The sequence below is a fragment of the Kitasatospora sp. NPDC056273 genome, assembly GCF_042268845.1.
Classification (GTDB): Bacteria; Actinomycetota; Actinomycetes; order Streptomycetales; family Streptomycetaceae; genus Kitasatospora.
On record NZ_JBHJSJ010000100.1, the window covers coordinates 1 to 15,325 of the forward strand.

The following is a 15,325-nucleotide window of genomic DNA, read 5'->3' on the forward strand; positions in this document are numbered from 1 at the left end:
GCCCCGGGAGGCGATTCCCGGGGCGGCGGCGTAACCGGTCGGGGTCAATCCAGGAAGCGGCGCAGCGAGTCCGCCATGGCCCGGGCGAAGCCCTCCCGGACGTCCTCGGAGACCAGGTCGAGGGAGAGGTAGGGGTTGAGGTCCTCCAGCTCGACCAGGAGCAGGCGCCCGTCCGGCGCGCGGCAGGCGTCCACCCGCTGGATCCCGTGGGCGAGCGTGTTCCAGTCGACGAAGCCGCGGGCGAACGCGAGGTCGGCGGCGCTCGGCTCGTACGGCTCCAGCACCCAGCGCCGGGCCGGGTCGGGCGTGTGGAGGGCGTACTGGAAGGCGTCGTCCACGAAGTAGAACGAGACCTCGTACCGGAAGTCGATCCGCGGCTGGACCAGCACCTCGCCCCACTCGACGCCGTCCAGCTCCTCACGGGTGAGGAAGCGCAGGCCTATGCTGTCGGCGCCCTCCTCGGGCTTGACCGCGTAGCGCTCGGCGGCGGGCAGCCGGTCGAGGTCCTGCGGCCGGTCGACGGTGGGGATGACCGGGTGGCCCGACGCGGTCAGGTCCAGCAGGTACCGCTTCCCGGCCATGTCGCCCCGCCCGGTCAGCGGGTTGTAGACGCGTACGCCGTCGGCCAGTGCCTGGGAGCGGAACCGGGCGTACTCCTCCCGGTAGTGCAGCACCGGGCCGCTGTTGCGCACCACGACCCCGTCGAAGCGGCCCATCAGGGACCGGGCGTCGAGCGGGTGGCACAGGGCCAGGTCGAAGTGCTCCCGCAGCCGGGAGGTGAGGAGGACGTCCTCGTCGCCGTAGCGCCGGCCGCGGGCGGGGTAGGCCAGGTCGGTCACGTACAGCAGGCTGGGCCGGTCGGGCACGGGGGCTCCCTCGGTCGGTGGTGAGGGAGCGAATCTACCGGCCGACCGGAATCCGGCCGTCCCCGCCGCCTGTCCGTACGGCGTCCGTGCGTCGGCTCAGGCCTGGAAGGTCCATTCGTTCACCAGGTCGAGGTTGCGGAACACCGGCGGCCCGTCGCACAGGGCGGCGGCCCGAGCGGCGAACTCCGAGGTCTCAGGGCGGTCGGAGTTCCGCATCGCCGCCTCGTGCGAGGGGAACTCCACGATGTTCAGGTACACGTTCTCGCCGTCGCGGTCACGGGTCTGCAGCGAGCGGGTCGCCAGCCGGTGGCCCGCGTTCTTCTCGACCCAGCTGTCGATCAGGGCGTTGAACTCGTCGATCCGACTCGTCCGGTACTCGATGATCTGGATGAACCTCACGGGTCAACCTCCTCGGCTCCGCGCGGGGCAGCCGGCCGCCCCCTCCAGGGTCCCCCCGGCGCGCGCGCCCTGCCACCTCCTGGGAGGGACGGGCACCGGGGGAGCCGCCGGGACGAAGCCGCCGCTACAGGAGGGCCAGGTCGGGCTCGACGCCGGCCGCTTCGCAGCTGGCGTCCCACAGGCGTGCGGCGAGGGCCGGATCGGTCATGTGGGCGCGGACCGGCTCCAGCTCCGGTGCGCCGCGCAGGCCGAAGGCCCTGGGCCCCCACAGCTGTCCGCCGCGCACCCGCGGGTCCAGGACGGCCCGGACGATCGGCCACGCGCCGCGGTCCTTGCCCTGGAGCAGCAGCCCGGCGGGCGCGCCCCGCAGCCGGCTGCCGCGGGTCGCCGCGTGCACCCCCGGGCGGGCCGGGGTCAGCGAGTCCAGGGCGCCGCCGGGATGCGCCACCAGGCTGAGCACGGTGCTGCCGCGGGCGCGCAGGCGGCGGTCGAGCTCGAAGGCGAAGGACATCTGCGCCAGCTTCGACCGGCCGTAGGCGCGCTTCGGGCGGTAGTCCCGGGCCGACTGGAGGTCGTCCGGGTCCAGCCGCTCGGAGCGCGCCGCGAAGCTCCCCACCGTCACGATCCGGGCGGCGGGCGCCGCGGACAGCAGGGGCGCCAGGGCCCGGGTCAGCGCGACGTGCCCCAGGTGGTTGACCCCGAACATCAGCTCGTGACCGTCCTTCGTCGTGCACCGCGGCGGATCGTCGAGCGCGACACCGGCGTTGTGGACCACCGCGTCGAGGCGGTCGAGTCCGAGACCGTCCGCGGCGGTCCGCACGGACGCCAGGTCGGCGAGGTCCAGCCGGAGGTGGCGCAGCCGCGCACCGGGGACGCGGGAGCGGATCGAGGCCATGGCGGCCGAGGCCTTCGCCCCGTCCCGGCTCCCCAGCACCACGACGGCCCCGGTCCCGGCGAGCTGCTCCGCGACGAAGTAGCCGATCCCGGCGTTGCCCCCGGTGACCAGGAAGGACCTGCCGGCGGCGGAGGGCAGCCGGTGGACGTCCCACAGCCGGCTGGGGTAGGTGGAGGACATGACGGGGGCTCCTTCGGCTCGGACGGTGCGTCGTCGGCGACGCACCGCCCGGCCAATGAACAACGCGCCACCCACAGACCGCTGATGGATCACCGTCACCACCGGCAGACCGCCGACACCGTGCCTAGTACAGGTCGGAGCTGCGGATCGTCGCCCAGCTGATGCTCCGGCCGCCGCTGGGGTTGACGAAGACGACCTTGAGGCCGCCGAGGGCGGAGACCGCGAGGCTGGCGTTCGCGAGGGAGCTGGGCTTGAAGGTGTCGGCGCTCCAGCAGGGGTGGCTGTTGACGTCGTAGACGACGAAGTTCCCGTCGCCCTGCATGATCGCCTTGTAGCCGCAGCCCCAGGTCTTGGGCGCCTGCCAGACGGCGTGGACGAGACTCGGGTCCTGGTAGGCCCGGTAGAGGACGAGGTTGCCGTCGTTCTGCAGGACCAGCTGGGTGTCGCCCGCCTCGATGTGGCCGCCGCGGTAGAGGATGCCGGGCTCGTCCAGGTACGCGGTGGGCACGTCGGCGTGTGCGGTCCCTGTCGACGTCACCGTCCCGACCAGGGCCAGCAGGCCGGCCGCCATCCCCAGGGCCGTGTTCCGCAGCTTCTTCGTCGTCTTCATTTCCCCGTGTGCCTCTCTCGTCCGTTCGCGCCCCCGAACGGGTGGGGCGCGCTGTGCAGGAACGATCATGCGCGATGGCGGTAGACAAACGATGAACGCCCGTCTGGACCGGCGTCAGCCGAGGCCGGGGCCGATCGGGCGGGATCCTCTCGGACGCCGGGTCAGGGGCCGGGCCGACACCGTCACCCGTACCCGGTCGGCGCCCCGGTCAGGAGGTGGTCCGGGCGGTGCAGGTGCCGAGCTGGTCGCCGGGCCGGAGGGTGCCGTCGCCGAAGGTCTGGTTCATGACGGTGGCGAACTCGGGCAGGACGCTCATCCAGATGTCGGAGAGCGCGAGGTTGACGCGCGGCGGCAGCACGGACTGCACGTCCGGGCTGATCCGGGGCCGGGTGGGGATGTTGTACACCGGGAGGCGGGTGCCGGCGGGATCGCTGCTGGTCTGCACGACGAACGTGCTGTCGCCGGAGAGGCTGCCTTCGAGGTTCGAGACCTGCACGTAGTGGCCGGAGGCGTCGGTCAGGGTGAAGCCGCCCTTGGCCGCCGTCCGGATGTAGACGGAGTTCGCCAGGGTGACGGGGTTGCCGACGGAGGTGAGGTCGATGGTGACCGTCCCGGTGGCGTCGACGTCCCGGAAGGACGCGGCGTTGCCGCCGGGCGTCAGGGCCTTGAAGGTGATGCCGGGCTTCGCCCAGGTGAGCGTGCACTCGGCGCTGCCGGTGGCCATGTTCAGGGTGACGGGGGCGCCCGCGAAGGCGACGTGGGCGAGGGCTATGGTGCCGACGAGGCCCGCGGCGAGGGCGGCGACGGTTTTCGGGGACATCTGCGGGGACTCCTGGTGTGGCGGGTGGCTCCCCCCGGGCTCCCAGCGTTCCGGGCCCGCTGACGGGCGGCAAACCCGCTGCGCCGAGTAGCGTCATCACCCGCTGTCACGGGTGGCGGGGTCCAGGAGCCCGGGGCGGGTGTCAGGAGACCAGGGCGGCCCGGTAGGCGGTGATCACCAGGTGGACGCGGTCGCGGGCGGCGAGCTTCGCCAGCAGGTGGCCGACGTGGGTCTTGACCGTGCCCGTGCTGACGCACAGCCGCTCGGCGATCTCGGTGTTGGTGAGCCCGCGGCCGATCAGCGTGAGCACCTCCAACTCCCGTCCGGTGACGGCCTGGAGGACCCGCTGCCGCTCGCCGTCGCGGTCCGCCGGCGGTTCGGCGGGGCCGGTGGAGGCGGCGGCGAACGCGCGGATCAGCCGGCGGGTGACGCTCGGGGCGAGCAGCGCTTCCCCGGCGGCGACCACCCGGATCGCGGTCAGCAGGTCCTCGGGCGGGGTGGACTTGAGCAGGAAGCCGGAGGCTCCGGCGCGCAGCGCGCCGTAGATGTACTCGTCCAGGTCGAAGGTGGTGAGGACGAGGATCCGTACGCCGCTCTCGGCGGTGATCCGCCGGGTGGCCGCGAGGCCGTCGGTGCCCGGCATCCGGATGTCCATCAGGACCACGTCCGGGTGCTCGGTGCGGGCCAGCCGGACGGCCTGCGCGCCGTCGGCGGCCTCGCCCACCACGGTGAACCCGTCGGCGGCGGCCACGATCCCGGCCAGGCCGGCCCGGACCAGCGCCTGGTCGTCGGCGACCACGACCCGGATCGGCGGGGCGGGGCGCTCCCCGGCCGCCGTCATGACGCGGCCTCGACGACGGTTTCGACCGCGGCCTCGGCGAGCGGCAGGACGGCCCGGACCCGGAAGCCGCCGTCCGGGCCCGGCCCGGCCTCCAGGCGGCCCCGGTACAGGCCGACCCGTTCGGCGATCCCGGCCAGGCCGTGCCCCTCGCCTGTCCCGGCACCGTTCAGGGTGCCGCACCCGGGGTCGGTCACCTCCAGCACCAACCGGTCCTCCTCGTACGCCACGTCCACCCGGGCCGAGTCGGTGCCCGCGTGCCTCGCCACGTTGGTCAGCGCCTCCTGGACGATCCGGAACGCCGACAGCTCGACGCCGTCCGACAGCGTCCGGACCCGGCCGCCGACCCGCAGCTCGACCCGCACCCCGGCCTCCGCGCTGCTGGCCACCAGCCGTTCCAGGTCGGCGAGTCGGGGCGCGGGGGCGAACTCGGCGCCCGCTCCACGGTCGGCGCCTTCGGCCGGGGCCCCGCGCAGGACGGTGAGCAGGCCGCGCATCTCCACCATCGCGTCCCGGCTCACCGCCTGGATGGCGTCCAGTGCCTGCTCGGCCTTCGCCGGATCCCGGCCGATCACGAAACGGCCGTACCCCGCCTGGACGTTGACCACGCTCATGCTGTGCGCGATCACGTCGTGCAGCTCCCGGGCCAGTCGGATGCGCTCCTCGGCGAGCTCCTCCGCGAGCTCGGCCCTGGCGAGGTCCAGCTGGTGGCGGCGCAGTTCCGCCCCGTACGCGCGGTAGCGGGCCGCCGCGCTGCCGAGCGCCCAGGCGGTGACGACCGCCAGCGCGGCGAACACCAGGTTGTTCCACAGCTCCCGCGAGCCGAACCCGCTCAGCCCGGCGCCCACCAGCCCGAACGCCAGCGCGGCCGCGCCGATCCGCGGCGCGCCGACCGCCGCGACCAGGTAGACCGTCATCGTGGCGGCGAACACCACCTGGAACCCGGCCAGGTTGGCGATGGTCAGCCGTCCGGCCACCGCCACGACCACCACCCAGGCGGCGAACACCACCCCGGCGGCGGCCACCGGCGCGAGCCGCCGCAGGCCGGCCGCCGCGCCGACGACGACCACGCACCCCAGCACCGTCACCAGCTCGGTCGCGGTCGGCTCGGCGTAGCCCCGGTGGTGCGGGTCGAACACCCGGTAGGCGTCCAGCACCCGCAGCCAGGTGAGCACGGTCAGGGCCAGGGAGACCGCCAGGTCGACCAGAACCCAGTGGCCGGGGCGGAGCCTTCCGGTCACCGGCGGGCGCGGGATGTCGGACATCGCCCCAGGCTAGCGGCGGCCCGCCGCCGGGGCATCGCCCCCCAGGCCTACGACCACGGGCAGAGACCGGCCCCCGTCCGATGCCGGGATTCCGCCCACGGTGGGAGGCCGGGCCCCCGGCGCGGACGGGAGCGTGGAGGCACGCCACAAGGAAAGGCAGCACGATGATCGAGGTACGCGACCTCAGCAAGCGCTACGGCGGCACCCTCGCCGTGGACGGACTCACCTTCACCGTCCACCCCGGCCGGGTCACCGGCTTCCTCGGACCGAACGGCTCCGGCAAGTCCACCACCCTGCGGATGATCCTCGGCCTGGACGCCCCGACCGCGGGGCGGGCCACCGTCAACGGCCGCCCGTACGCCTCGCTGCGCCAGCCGCTGCGCGAGGTCGGCGCGCTGCTGGACGCCGGTGCCGTCCACCCCGCCCGCTCCGCCCGCCACCACCTGCTCGGCCTCGCCGTCACCAACGGCATCGGCCCCCGCCGGGTCCGCGAGGTGCTGGAACTCACCGGTCTGGCGACGGCGGCCCGGCGCAGGGCCGGGCGCTTCTCGCTCGGCATGAAGCAGCGCCTGGGCATCGCCGCCGCCCTGCTCGGCGACCCGCCCGTCCTGCTGCTCGACGAACCCGTCAACGGACTGGACCCGGAAGGCGTCCAGTGGATCCGCACCCTCCTGCGCGACCTCGCCGCCGAAGGACGGACCGTCCTGCTCTCCTCGCACCTGATGAGCGAAACGGCCCTCACCGCCGACCACCTGGTGGTCATCGGGCGCGGACGGCTCGTCGCGGACGGCTCGACGGCCGACTTCCTCGCCGAGTACGCCCGCACCGACGTCCTGGTGCGCTGCGCCCGTCCGGCGGAGCTGGCCCGGCTGCTGCGCGCGGCCGGGGCGGCCTCCGTCGGCGAGGAGCCCGCCGGAGCGCTGGCCGTCGTCGGCCTGGAGCCGTCCGCCATCGGCGAGCTGGCCGCCGGGCACGGTATCGGTGTCCACGAACTCGCCGTCCGGCAGGCCTCGTTGGAGCAGGCCTTCATGGACGCCGTCGGCGGCGCGGTTGACTACCGGGCCACCTCCACGCCTTCCGTCACGACTCCCGCCACGGATTCCGTCACGTCTCCCGGAAAGAGGACCGCATGAGCACCGCACCGACCACCCGGGGTGCCCTGGCCGGGGAGTGGGTCAAGCTGCGCAGCGTCCGCGCGACCCCGCTCGCGGCGGTCGTGGCCCTGGCCGCCGCGCTGTTCATCGGCCTGATCGACTACGCGAGCGCGGCCGACAACTGGGCCTCCTGGAGCGCCGAGCAACGCGAGCGCTTCGATCCGGTCCGCTACGGCTTCTCCGGCGGCTTCTACGTCGCCGTGCTGGCCGTCGGCACCCTGGGCACGCTGGCCGCCTCCAGCGAGTACACCACCGGCCAGATCCGCACCACCCTCGCGGCCGTGCCCCGGCGCGGCCAGGTGCTCGTCGCCAAAGCCCTGGTGGTCGGCGGGGTTTCGGCGCTGCTCGGGCAGCTGCTCGCCTTCCTGACCTTCCTGCTCGGCCGGCGCGCCCTGAGCGGCCGGCACCTCGCCGTCCCGCTCGGCGCCCCGGGCGTGGCGCGCGCCGTGGTCGGCTGCGGCCTGTTCCTGTCCGCCTTCGCCCTGCTCGGCCTCGCGCTCGGCTTCGTCCTGCGTCACACGGCGGGCGCGGTCGCCGCCCTGTTCGGCCTGTTCTTCCTCTCCCCGGTGCTGCTGGCACCGCTCGGCGACGGGGTGTCACGGTTCGGCCTGCAGAGCGTCTTCGAGGGCCTCGGCACCACGGTCGCGTCGGCGGGCGCCGACCGCCTCGGCCCGGTCGGCTGCTTCGCCGCCCTGGCCGGCTACCTCGCCGTCGCCTTCACCCTGGCCGCCCTCGGCCTGTCCCGCCGGGACGCCTGACGCCGGGGCCGGTACGGAGCGGGGGATCCGCCCGTACGCTGAACCCCGTCGTACGGTCGACAGCCTCACCCCGGACGGGCCGCCGCCCCGCCGGGCCGCCACCGAACCGGATCAGCAGGAGGCGACGTGAAAGCGTTCCACCCGACCTTCGGACAGCGGCCCTGGCCGGGTGGCCTGCGTGCCCTCCAGGTGTACGCCCTGCCCGACCTGCCGGCGGGCTCGGCCCTGCACACGCTCCTCGCCGGCCTGCGCGAGGCCCTGGCCGGCTTCCCCGTCCTGCCGGTGCCGGACGAGCGGACGCACATCACCCTCGACATGCTCACCTCCGCCCCGGCGGACGCCGTCACCGACGCCGAACGCCGCGACCTCGCCGACCGGCTGCGGGCCGCGGTGGCCGGGAGCGGGCCGATCGCCCTCCAGGCCGGCTCGCCGCTCGCCTACCGCACCGGCGTCCGCCTCGACCTGCACCCCGACGGCGACCTCGCCGCCCTCCAGCACCGCGTCCGCGGCGCCGTCCACCGGGTCTTCGGCCCCGACTCCACCGCGTACCCGCTCGGTGTGCTCCACACCACCGCCGCCTACGCGGCCGCCGACACCGACAGCGACGAGCTGGCGCAGGCCATCCACCGGGTCCGGCCCGGCCACGCCCCGTTCACCGTGAACCGGATCATCGTCAACGAGGTGTTCTGGCGGCGCGTCCCGGTGCCCGGTGCGGACCTGCCGGGGTGGCGGATCTGCTGGGACACCGTCGCCACCGTCCGGCTCGACCAGTAGGCCCTGGTGGTGCCGGCTCCCCTGTGCGGGGACGGGTGTCCTCGCACAGGGGAGCCGGTGGGGGCGGGCACCGTCAGGCGGCGGAGGGCGGGAGGAGGCCGGTGAGCAGCTCCCGCAGCTGCGCCGTCTCCTCCGGGGGCAGTGGCAGCAGCGGCGGCCGGGGCGGCCCGGCGGGGCGGTTCCGGATCTCCAGGCCCGCCTTGACGGTCCGGGGGAGGCCGTGCCGGACGATGAACCGCAGGAAGGGCAGCAGCTCCCGCAACAGCGCGTCCGCGCGCTCCTGCTGTCCGCCGACGGCCGCGGCGTGGAGCTCAAGCACCGGCTGCGGGACGAGGCAGGGGGCGGCCGTGCACCAGCCGGCGGCTCCGGCGCGGAAGGCGTCCAGGGCGAGCGGGTTGCTGCCGTTGTAGACGGACAGCTCTCCGTCGGACAGCTCCCGGATGGCGCGGAAGCGGGACACCTCGCCCGAACTCTCCTTGACCATCGTGAGGTTGGGGATCTTCCGGGCGAGCGCGACCACCGTCTCCGGGCGCAGGTCCACGCCGCTGGTGCCGGGGTTGTTGTAGAGCATCATCGGCAGGTCGGTGGCGCGGGCCACCTCGTCGTAGTGCCGGGCGAGTTCGTCCGCGGTCAGCTTCCAGTACACCTGGGGCAGCACCATGATCGCGGTGGCGCCGTGGCGGGCGGCCACCCGGGCGCGGCGGACGGCGCCCTCGGTGCTCCAGTGGGAGACGCCGACGAGGGTGGGCACCCGCCCGGCCACCGCGTCCAGGGTGGTCTCGCAGACCGCGTCCCACTCCTTCCCGGTCAGGTAGGCGCTCTCGCCGGTGCTGCCCAGCGGGGCGACGGCGTGGCTGCCGGCGGCGACCAGGTCGCCGGTGAGCCCGCGCAGTGCGGCCAGGTCGACCTCGCCGGTGGCGGCGTCGAAGGGGGTGACCGGGTAGGAGATGATGCCCTGCAGGGGCGGATTGGTCATCAGAGGTCCACCTGTCCGTTGACGCAGTCGGGGTGAGTGCGCAGTGCCTTGCGCGCGTAGTACGCGAAGTTCGCCCGGCTGCGCCGGTCGGTGGAGGTCCAGTCGTGGGCCTCGCGGGCGAGCGCCGGGTCCAGGGGCTGGATGGTCCCCGCCGACATCGCCAGCAGTTGCAGGCGGGCGGCCCGCTCGATGAGCAGCGCCAGGGTGCACGCCTCCTCGATCGTGGAGCCGGTCACCAGCTGGCCGTGGTGGGCCAGCAGGACGGCCCGCTTGTCGCCGAGGGCGGCGGTGATGATCTCGCCCTCCTCGTTGCCGACCGGCACGCCCGGCCAGTCCTTGAGGAAGGCGCAGTCGTCGTACAGCGGTGTGGTGTCCATGTGGGAGACCACCAGCGGGACTTCGAGCATGGCCAGTGCGGCGGTGTGCAGCGGGTGGGTGTGGATGACGCAGTTGACGTCCGGGCGCGCCCGGTAGATCCAGGAGTGGAAGCGGTTGGCGGGGTTGGGCATGCCCGTGCCCTCCAGGACCTCCAGGTCCTCGTTCACCAGGAGCAGGTTGTCCTCGGTGATCTCGTCGAAGCCCAGGCCCAGGCGCTGGGTGTAGTAGGTGCCCGGCTCGCGCCCGCGGGAGCTGATCTGCCCGGCGAGCCCCGAGTCGTGGCCGCCGTCGTACGCGATCCGGCAGGTGAGCGCCAGCTTCTGGCGCGTGGTCAGTGTCGAGTCCCCGAAGTGCCGGTCCATCTGCCGCGCGGCGCGGTCGACGAGGACGTCCTTCGAGTCCTGCAGGGTGTTCGCCATGTGTGCTCCGGTTCTCCGGCCTCGCCCCGGCGGCCAGGCCTGTGTCCGGAGCCGCGGCTCCGGAGGAAACGTTGTTCACCATAGGACACAAGGTTTCCTGGGACAAGAGCGGCGAGTGCGATACGGGTCGCGAGGGTGGGCGGGGCGACGGCCGGCGGGGCCTCCCGGGCGTACCGGCGGCGCCGCGGCGTAGCATGGCCCGCCAGAGGACACGGTGTGTCATCGGAGGTGGATGGCACGGGAGAGGAAGAACCAGTGATCAACCGGGTGCGGCAGCTGCGCAAGGAACGGCTGATGACCCTGGAGGCGCTGGCCGAGCGGTCCGGCGTCACCAAGAGCTACCTGTCGAAGGTCGAACGCGGCCAGAGCGTTCCCTCGATCGCCGTCTGCGCCTCCCTCGCCAAGGCCCTCGAAGTCCCCCTGGACAGCCTCTTCGCCGAGGCCGAGGAGCTGAGCGAGGTCACCGTCACCCGGGCCGCGGAGCGCCAGGCCCTGACCGCCCCGGACGAGCCCGGCACCCGCTACGAGGGGATGGCGCTCGACGCCGGCGCCAAGGGCATGACCCCGTTCATGCTCTACCCGCCGCTCGACGACGGCCCCGCCCCGTTCCGGGACCACCCCGGCGAGGAGTTCGTCTTCGTCCACGAGGGACGGGTCGAACTGGTCCTCCCGTCGCGCGCGATCACGCTCGACCCGGGCGACTGCGTCTACCTCAAGGCCACGACGCCCCACCGGCTGCGCTCGCTGGGGACCCGGCGCGCCACGGTCCTCCTGCTGGTCTCCAGCGACCACGGGGCTCCGGACGACGCCCGGCCCCCGTACTCCCGGCTGCCCTGAGCCGCGGCGGGCGCGCCTGTCCGGGCTCGCGCTCCGCCGCGGGCGGTGACGCCGAGGTCGCCGCCGGCGCCACCGCCCCGGGGGCTCGTCGTCCCGGGCGGGCCGACTACCCGGCGCTCATCCGACGCTCACCTGGCCGTCTTCGACAGCGGCACCGCCAGCTGCATGAGGTTGGGCAGTCGGCCGAGGATGTTGTCGCCGCTGAGGAACAGCAGCCGGTCGCCGATCCGCGTCACCACGATCTCCTCGCTGTGGTACGGGCCTTGGGGCACCTTCTTGACGTCGACGGCCTCGTCGCCGAGCCCCGGCACCGGCTGCAGCGTCACGGTCAGCGGAATCGCCTTCCCGTCGATCCCCTTGCCGGTGAAGGACGTGCAGCGGTCCGCGTACGCCCGGATCTCGCCGAGCAGCTTGGCCGCGTCGCCGGCGTGGTAGGCGCCCAGGTAGACCTCGACCCTGTTCTCGCCGTCGTAGACCTCGTTCGTCGCGCCCGAGGCCCTGTAGTCCAGGGAGAGGACGCTTCCGGCGAGGCGCATCTGGGTGCACGGCTCCTGGGGCAGGACCGGCTTGGCCGGCTCCTCCAGGACGTAGGTGCCGGAGTCGTTCTCGCTGCCGTTGCCCTCGATCCGCCACCCGGTGGGCAGCGTGGCGGCGGTCGGCAGCAGCTCGCGCAGGGCGGCTCCGGTGGGGATCGGCGGGCCGGTCGGCGTACTGCTGGGCGAGCCGAACGCCGGGGCGCCGGACGCCTGGAGCGTCGGCGTGGACGTCGGGGCGGCACCCGGGGAGCCGGCGCCGCCCGAGGTCGCGGACGGTTTGTCGGGGACGGCTCCCGGGCCGGTTCCCGACCCCGCTCCGGGGTCGGAGGAGCACCCGGCGACGACGGCCGCGGCCATCGCGGCCGCGCCGACCACGAGGGGAATCCTGACGTTGTTTCGGACCATGGACACAAGAACCCTTCCGCACAAGCTCACTGACGGTGAGCATCGTGCCCGATCCAGTTGGCCCGGGACATGAGTATCCGTACTCAACTCCTGCCGCCCCACCCGCCTCAGGGGCCTGGCGGCGCGGCAGCCCCTCGGGCAGCAGACCAGCCGAACGGGTGAATCCGGCGACGGCCGTGCGCCGCCCGTCCGCTTGGCATATGCGCTGAACCATGCCCGGAACGTGCTCGAAAAGTCCCCGTTCGACCCGGGCTCGCCCGGAGGCGAATCCACTTGAACGCCGCGCTCGAACAGCACCATCATCGGACGCCCAGCCGCCCGTAACGACTCCGTCGGACCGGTCAACTCGGCCTGAGGAAAGGCCACTTGAGCTTTCCTGTCGGCCGGGACCGGTGAGTCCGCACGTCCGCGCACCGCTCCGCTCCTGGAGGATCTGTGGCCTGTTCCCCCGCCCCGTCGATCCACGTCCCACCCGTCCCCGGGGCCCTGGTGGCCCGCCTGCCGCTGGCCCCCGCTCCGCGCGAGGAGGCGAACGCTTGAGCACCACGACGGCGTCGGCCGAGGCCGCCGACGAGGAACTGCAGTGGCTCGCCGACGGACGCCGCATCGCGGCGATCGAGGCGATCAGCGTCAGCGCGATGGCCCGCCGCCTGCCCGCGCTCGTCGTCCGCGCCTTCCGCCTCGGCTGGCGCATCGACCGCACCTCCGTCGCGCTGCTCCTGACCTGCCAGGCCGTCTCCGCGGTGCTCGGCGCGGCCGGCCTGTTCGCGACCACCGGCACCATCTCGGCCCTGTTCGGCCCCGGGCAGGTCGGCGACAAGCTCACCCGCGCGGCGCCGTCGATCCTGGTCATCGCGGCGGCGGCCGGCGCCCGCTCCCTGCTGGGCATCACGATCCGGACCATCACCATCCACCTGTCGCCCCGCATCTCCCGGGAGGCGGAGGCCGCGGTGCTGCGCGCCACCGTGGCGGCCGAACTGACCGCCTACGACCACGCCGGCTACAACGACGAACTGGAGGCCGCCGACCGCGGCGCCGAGGTCTGCGTGGACATCGTCGGAGAGGCGCAGAACCTGCTCGCCTCCCTCGCCTCGCTCCTCGGCGCGGCCGGCGTGCTGACCGTGCTCCACCCCGCCCTCCTGCCGCTGCTGGTGCTGGCGGCGCTGCCCCAGGGCATCGCGTCGGTGCACGCCGCCCGGGTGCAGTTCCTGGCGAACCGGGCGGCCGTCGGCGACCGCCGGATCATGGCGAACCTGCGCTGGTACATCCACCTCAAACGCAACGCCGACCAGGTCCGCTCCGACACCATGGGCGAGTTCCTGCTCGTCAAGTACGACCAGGTCGGCCGGCGGCTGGACGCCACCTCGCGCCGCGCGGCGATGCAGAGCGCCCGGGTGTCGGTGATCGGGGCCGCCGCCTCCGGCCTCGGCACCGCGGTGGTGTGGGCGGCGATGCTGTGGCTGGTCAGCACCGGCCGGATGAGCCTGCCGCGCGGCGGCGCGGCGGTGTTCGCCCTGACCGCTGTCAGCACCAGCCTGCGCGGCATCGTCGGCTACGGCGCGGACCTCTTCCGCACCGGCATGTACCTGGACGACTGGTCGAGCTTCCTCGACACCGCCGGCGGCCACCGGCCCAAGCGCGGCACCGGGACGCCCGAGGCCCCGCGCCGGATCGCGGTGGAGAACCTCGACTACGCCTACCCCGCCTCCGACCGCAAGGCGCTGGACGGGGTGAACCTGCACGTCGAACGCGGCGAGATCCTGGCCCTGGTGGGGGAGAACGGCTCCGGCAAGACCACCCTCTCCAAGCTCCTGGCAGGGCTCTACCTGCCCGACGCCGGAGCGGTGCGGTGGGACGCGGCCGACACCCGCGACCTCGACCCGCACGCCCTGTGGCGCCAGGTCGCCGTCGTCCCCCAGGACTACGCCCGCTGGCCGCTGACCTGCCGCGAGAACATCACCCTGGGCCAGCCCACCGCCGACGGCGACGCGGCGGTGCTGCGCGCCGCCGACGCCTCCGGGGCGGCCGACGTCGTCGCCCGGCTCCGCCGGGGCCTGTCCACCCTGCTCGCGGTGGAGTGGATGGGCGGTGAGGAGCTGTCCGGCGGCCAGTGGCAGCGCCTGGCCATCGCCCGTGCGTTCCACCGCGAGGCCGGGCTGCTCGTCCTGGACGAGCCGACCGCCGCCCTCGACCCGCGCGCCGAGCACAGGATCTTCCAGAACCTGCGGGCGGTCGCGCGGGAGCGGGCGGTCGTCCTGGTCACCCACCGGCTCACCAACGTGGCCGTCGCCGACCGGATCGTCGTCCTGGAGGACGGAAAGGTCCTCCAGGAGGGCACGTTCGCGGAGCTGGTGGCCGAGGAGGGCGGCCGGTTCAGGGAACTGTGGGACCTGCAGAACGAGCGCACCGGCCTTCCCACCCAGCGTGGAGGTGCCGCGGTCCGGTGCGCTGTGCCGGAGGAGGACGCGTCGTGAACTCCCGCATCCGGTGCCGGTAGTGGACCGACGGGCCCTGGACGTTCCGGCGGTGCCGACCGGGTTCAGCGGAACGCGGCGGCGTGCCGGGCGGCCCAGTCGGCGAAGGTGCGCGGGGCGGTGCCGAGGACCCGCCGCACGTCCGGGCTGACGCGCAGCTCGGCGGGGTTCGGGGAGCCGAGGATGTCCAGGGTGTCCTCGGCGAGCTCCACCGGCATGCTCCGGGCCATGGCGGCCCCGGCCTCCTCGCGGGTGAGGTCGTGGAACCGCACCGGCGTGCCCAGCGCGGCGGCGACGGCCTCCGCCTGCCGGCGCGGGGTGATCACCTCCGGACCGGTCAGCTCGTACACGGCGCCGGTGTGCCGGTCGTCCACCAGGCAGGCCGCCGCGACCTCGGCGATGTCCGCCGGGTCGACGATCGGCACACCGACGTCGCCGAAGGGTGCGGCGACGACCCGGTGCGCGCGGACGGACTCGGCCCACCACAGGGCGTTGGAGGCGAAGCCGCCCGGCCGCAGGATGCTCCAGTCCAGTCCGGAGTCCCGCAGCGCGTCCTCCACCGCGCGCATCGCGATCCGCGTCGGGCCGAAGGGCCTGGTCGCCACGCCCTGGGAGGAGAGCAGGACGATCCGGCGGACCCCGCCGGCCGCGGGGCCGGCGCCGGATGGGGGCGGGGGCGCGGCCGCGGGGGGGGGGTGGGCGGCCCCCCGCCCGCCAAACCCCACCCCCCCCCGGGCGAAA

16 protein-coding genes are annotated in these 15,325 nt (G+C 74.2%); 5 read left to right on the forward strand and 11 right to left on the reverse strand.

The features are described 5' to 3' along the window. Positions 1-44: 44 nt before the first annotated feature. From ACFCY1_RS40475 to ACFCY1_RS40505, 7 genes are all read right to left on the reverse strand, one after another. Positions 45-866: a hypothetical protein gene (locus ACFCY1_RS40475; RefSeq protein ID WP_375877733.1), complete on the reverse strand. Its 822-nt coding sequence runs from the start codon at positions 864-866 to the stop codon at positions 45-47. A gap of 96 nt (positions 867-962) precedes the next feature. After that, on the reverse strand, positions 963-1,265 hold the full coding sequence (locus tag ACFCY1_RS40480; protein WP_117485848.1) for a hypothetical protein: 303 nt from the start codon (positions 1,263-1,265) through the stop codon (positions 963-965). A 124-nt stretch (positions 1,266-1,389) separates the two neighbouring features. Then, positions 1,390-2,340, reverse strand: coding sequence for an SDR family NAD(P)-dependent oxidoreductase (locus ACFCY1_RS40485; protein WP_375877734.1), 951 nt, complete (start codon positions 2,338-2,340; stop codon positions 1,390-1,392). A gap of 124 nt (positions 2,341-2,464) precedes the next feature. Continuing rightward, positions 2,465-2,950 carry a hypothetical protein gene (locus ACFCY1_RS40490; protein ID WP_375877735.1) on the reverse strand — a complete coding sequence of 162 codons (486 nt, stop codon included), beginning with the start codon at positions 2,948-2,950 and terminating at the stop codon, positions 2,465-2,467. Between the two features lie 208 nt (positions 2,951-3,158). Beyond that, positions 3,159-3,770, reverse strand: a complete 612-nt coding sequence (locus ACFCY1_RS40495; protein ID WP_049649109.1) for a hypothetical protein — start codon at positions 3,768-3,770, stop codon at positions 3,159-3,161. A gap of 142 nt (positions 3,771-3,912) precedes the next feature. Beyond that, the gene (locus ACFCY1_RS40500; protein ID WP_375877736.1) at positions 3,913-4,611 is read right to left on the reverse strand and encodes a response regulator; all 699 of its coding nucleotides are present in this window, start codon (positions 4,609-4,611) and stop codon (positions 3,913-3,915) included. Then, positions 4,608-5,873: a sensor histidine kinase gene (locus ACFCY1_RS40505; protein ID WP_375877737.1), complete on the reverse strand. Its 1,266-nt coding sequence runs from the start codon at positions 5,871-5,873 to the stop codon at positions 4,608-4,610. The genes ACFCY1_RS40500 and ACFCY1_RS40505 overlap by 4 nt, the downstream gene beginning before the upstream one ends. Positions 5,874-6,037: 164 nt before the next feature. On the opposite strand from ACFCY1_RS40505, the gene ACFCY1_RS40510 reads away from it, so the two are divergent. The 3 genes from ACFCY1_RS40510 (at position 6,038) to ACFCY1_RS40520 (ending at position 8,559) form a co-directional block, all read left to right on the forward strand. Next, complete coding sequence (locus tag ACFCY1_RS40510) at positions 6,038-7,006, forward strand: ABC transporter ATP-binding protein (protein WP_375877738.1); 969 nt, start codon at positions 6,038-6,040, stop codon at positions 7,004-7,006. After that, complete coding sequence (locus tag ACFCY1_RS40515; RefSeq protein ID WP_375877739.1) at positions 7,003-7,785, forward strand: hypothetical protein; 783 nt, start codon at positions 7,003-7,005, stop codon at positions 7,783-7,785. The genes ACFCY1_RS40510 and ACFCY1_RS40515 overlap by 4 nt, the downstream gene beginning before the upstream one ends. A 126-nt stretch (positions 7,786-7,911) precedes the next feature. Continuing rightward, positions 7,912-8,559, forward strand: a complete 648-nt coding sequence (locus tag ACFCY1_RS40520; RefSeq protein WP_375877740.1) for a 2'-5' RNA ligase family protein — start codon at positions 7,912-7,914, stop codon at positions 8,557-8,559. A gap of 73 nt (positions 8,560-8,632) precedes the next feature. Here ACFCY1_RS40520 and ACFCY1_RS40525 read toward each other — a convergent pair whose 3' ends face one another. Both ACFCY1_RS40525 and ACFCY1_RS40530 read right to left on the reverse strand, forming a co-directional pair. Then, the gene (locus ACFCY1_RS40525; RefSeq protein WP_375877741.1) at positions 8,633-9,535 is read right to left on the reverse strand and encodes a dihydrodipicolinate synthase family protein; all 903 of its coding nucleotides are present in this window, start codon (positions 9,533-9,535) and stop codon (positions 8,633-8,635) included. Next, positions 9,535-10,332: an aldolase gene (locus ACFCY1_RS40530; protein WP_049649115.1), complete on the reverse strand. Its 798-nt coding sequence runs from the start codon at positions 10,330-10,332 to the stop codon at positions 9,535-9,537. The genes ACFCY1_RS40525 and ACFCY1_RS40530 overlap by 1 nt, the downstream gene beginning before the upstream one ends. Positions 10,333-10,587: 255 nt before the next feature. Here ACFCY1_RS40530 and ACFCY1_RS40535 point away from each other — a divergent pair, with 255 nt between their 5' ends. Next, the gene (locus ACFCY1_RS40535) at positions 10,588-11,169 is read left to right on the forward strand and encodes a helix-turn-helix domain-containing protein (RefSeq protein ID WP_375877742.1); all 582 of its coding nucleotides are present in this window, start codon (positions 10,588-10,590) and stop codon (positions 11,167-11,169) included. Between the two features lie 128 nt (positions 11,170-11,297). Here ACFCY1_RS40535 and ACFCY1_RS40540 read toward each other — a convergent pair whose 3' ends face one another. Then, on the reverse strand, positions 11,298-12,110 hold the full coding sequence (locus tag ACFCY1_RS40540) for a hypothetical protein (RefSeq protein WP_375877743.1): 813 nt from the start codon (positions 12,108-12,110) through the stop codon (positions 11,298-11,300). Positions 12,111-12,646: 536 nt separating this feature from the next. Here ACFCY1_RS40540 and ACFCY1_RS40545 point away from each other — a divergent pair. Further along, positions 12,647-14,584: an ABC transporter ATP-binding protein gene (locus ACFCY1_RS40545; RefSeq protein ID WP_375877744.1), complete on the forward strand. Its 1,938-nt coding sequence runs from the start codon at positions 12,647-12,649 to the stop codon at positions 14,582-14,584. 65 nt (positions 14,585-14,649) lie between these two features. On the opposite strand, the gene ACFCY1_RS40550 is transcribed toward ACFCY1_RS40545, so the two are convergent. Next, a partial coding sequence (locus ACFCY1_RS40550; RefSeq protein ID WP_375877745.1) for an NAD(P)H-binding protein occupies positions 14,650-15,325 on the reverse strand: 676 nt, incomplete at its 5' end.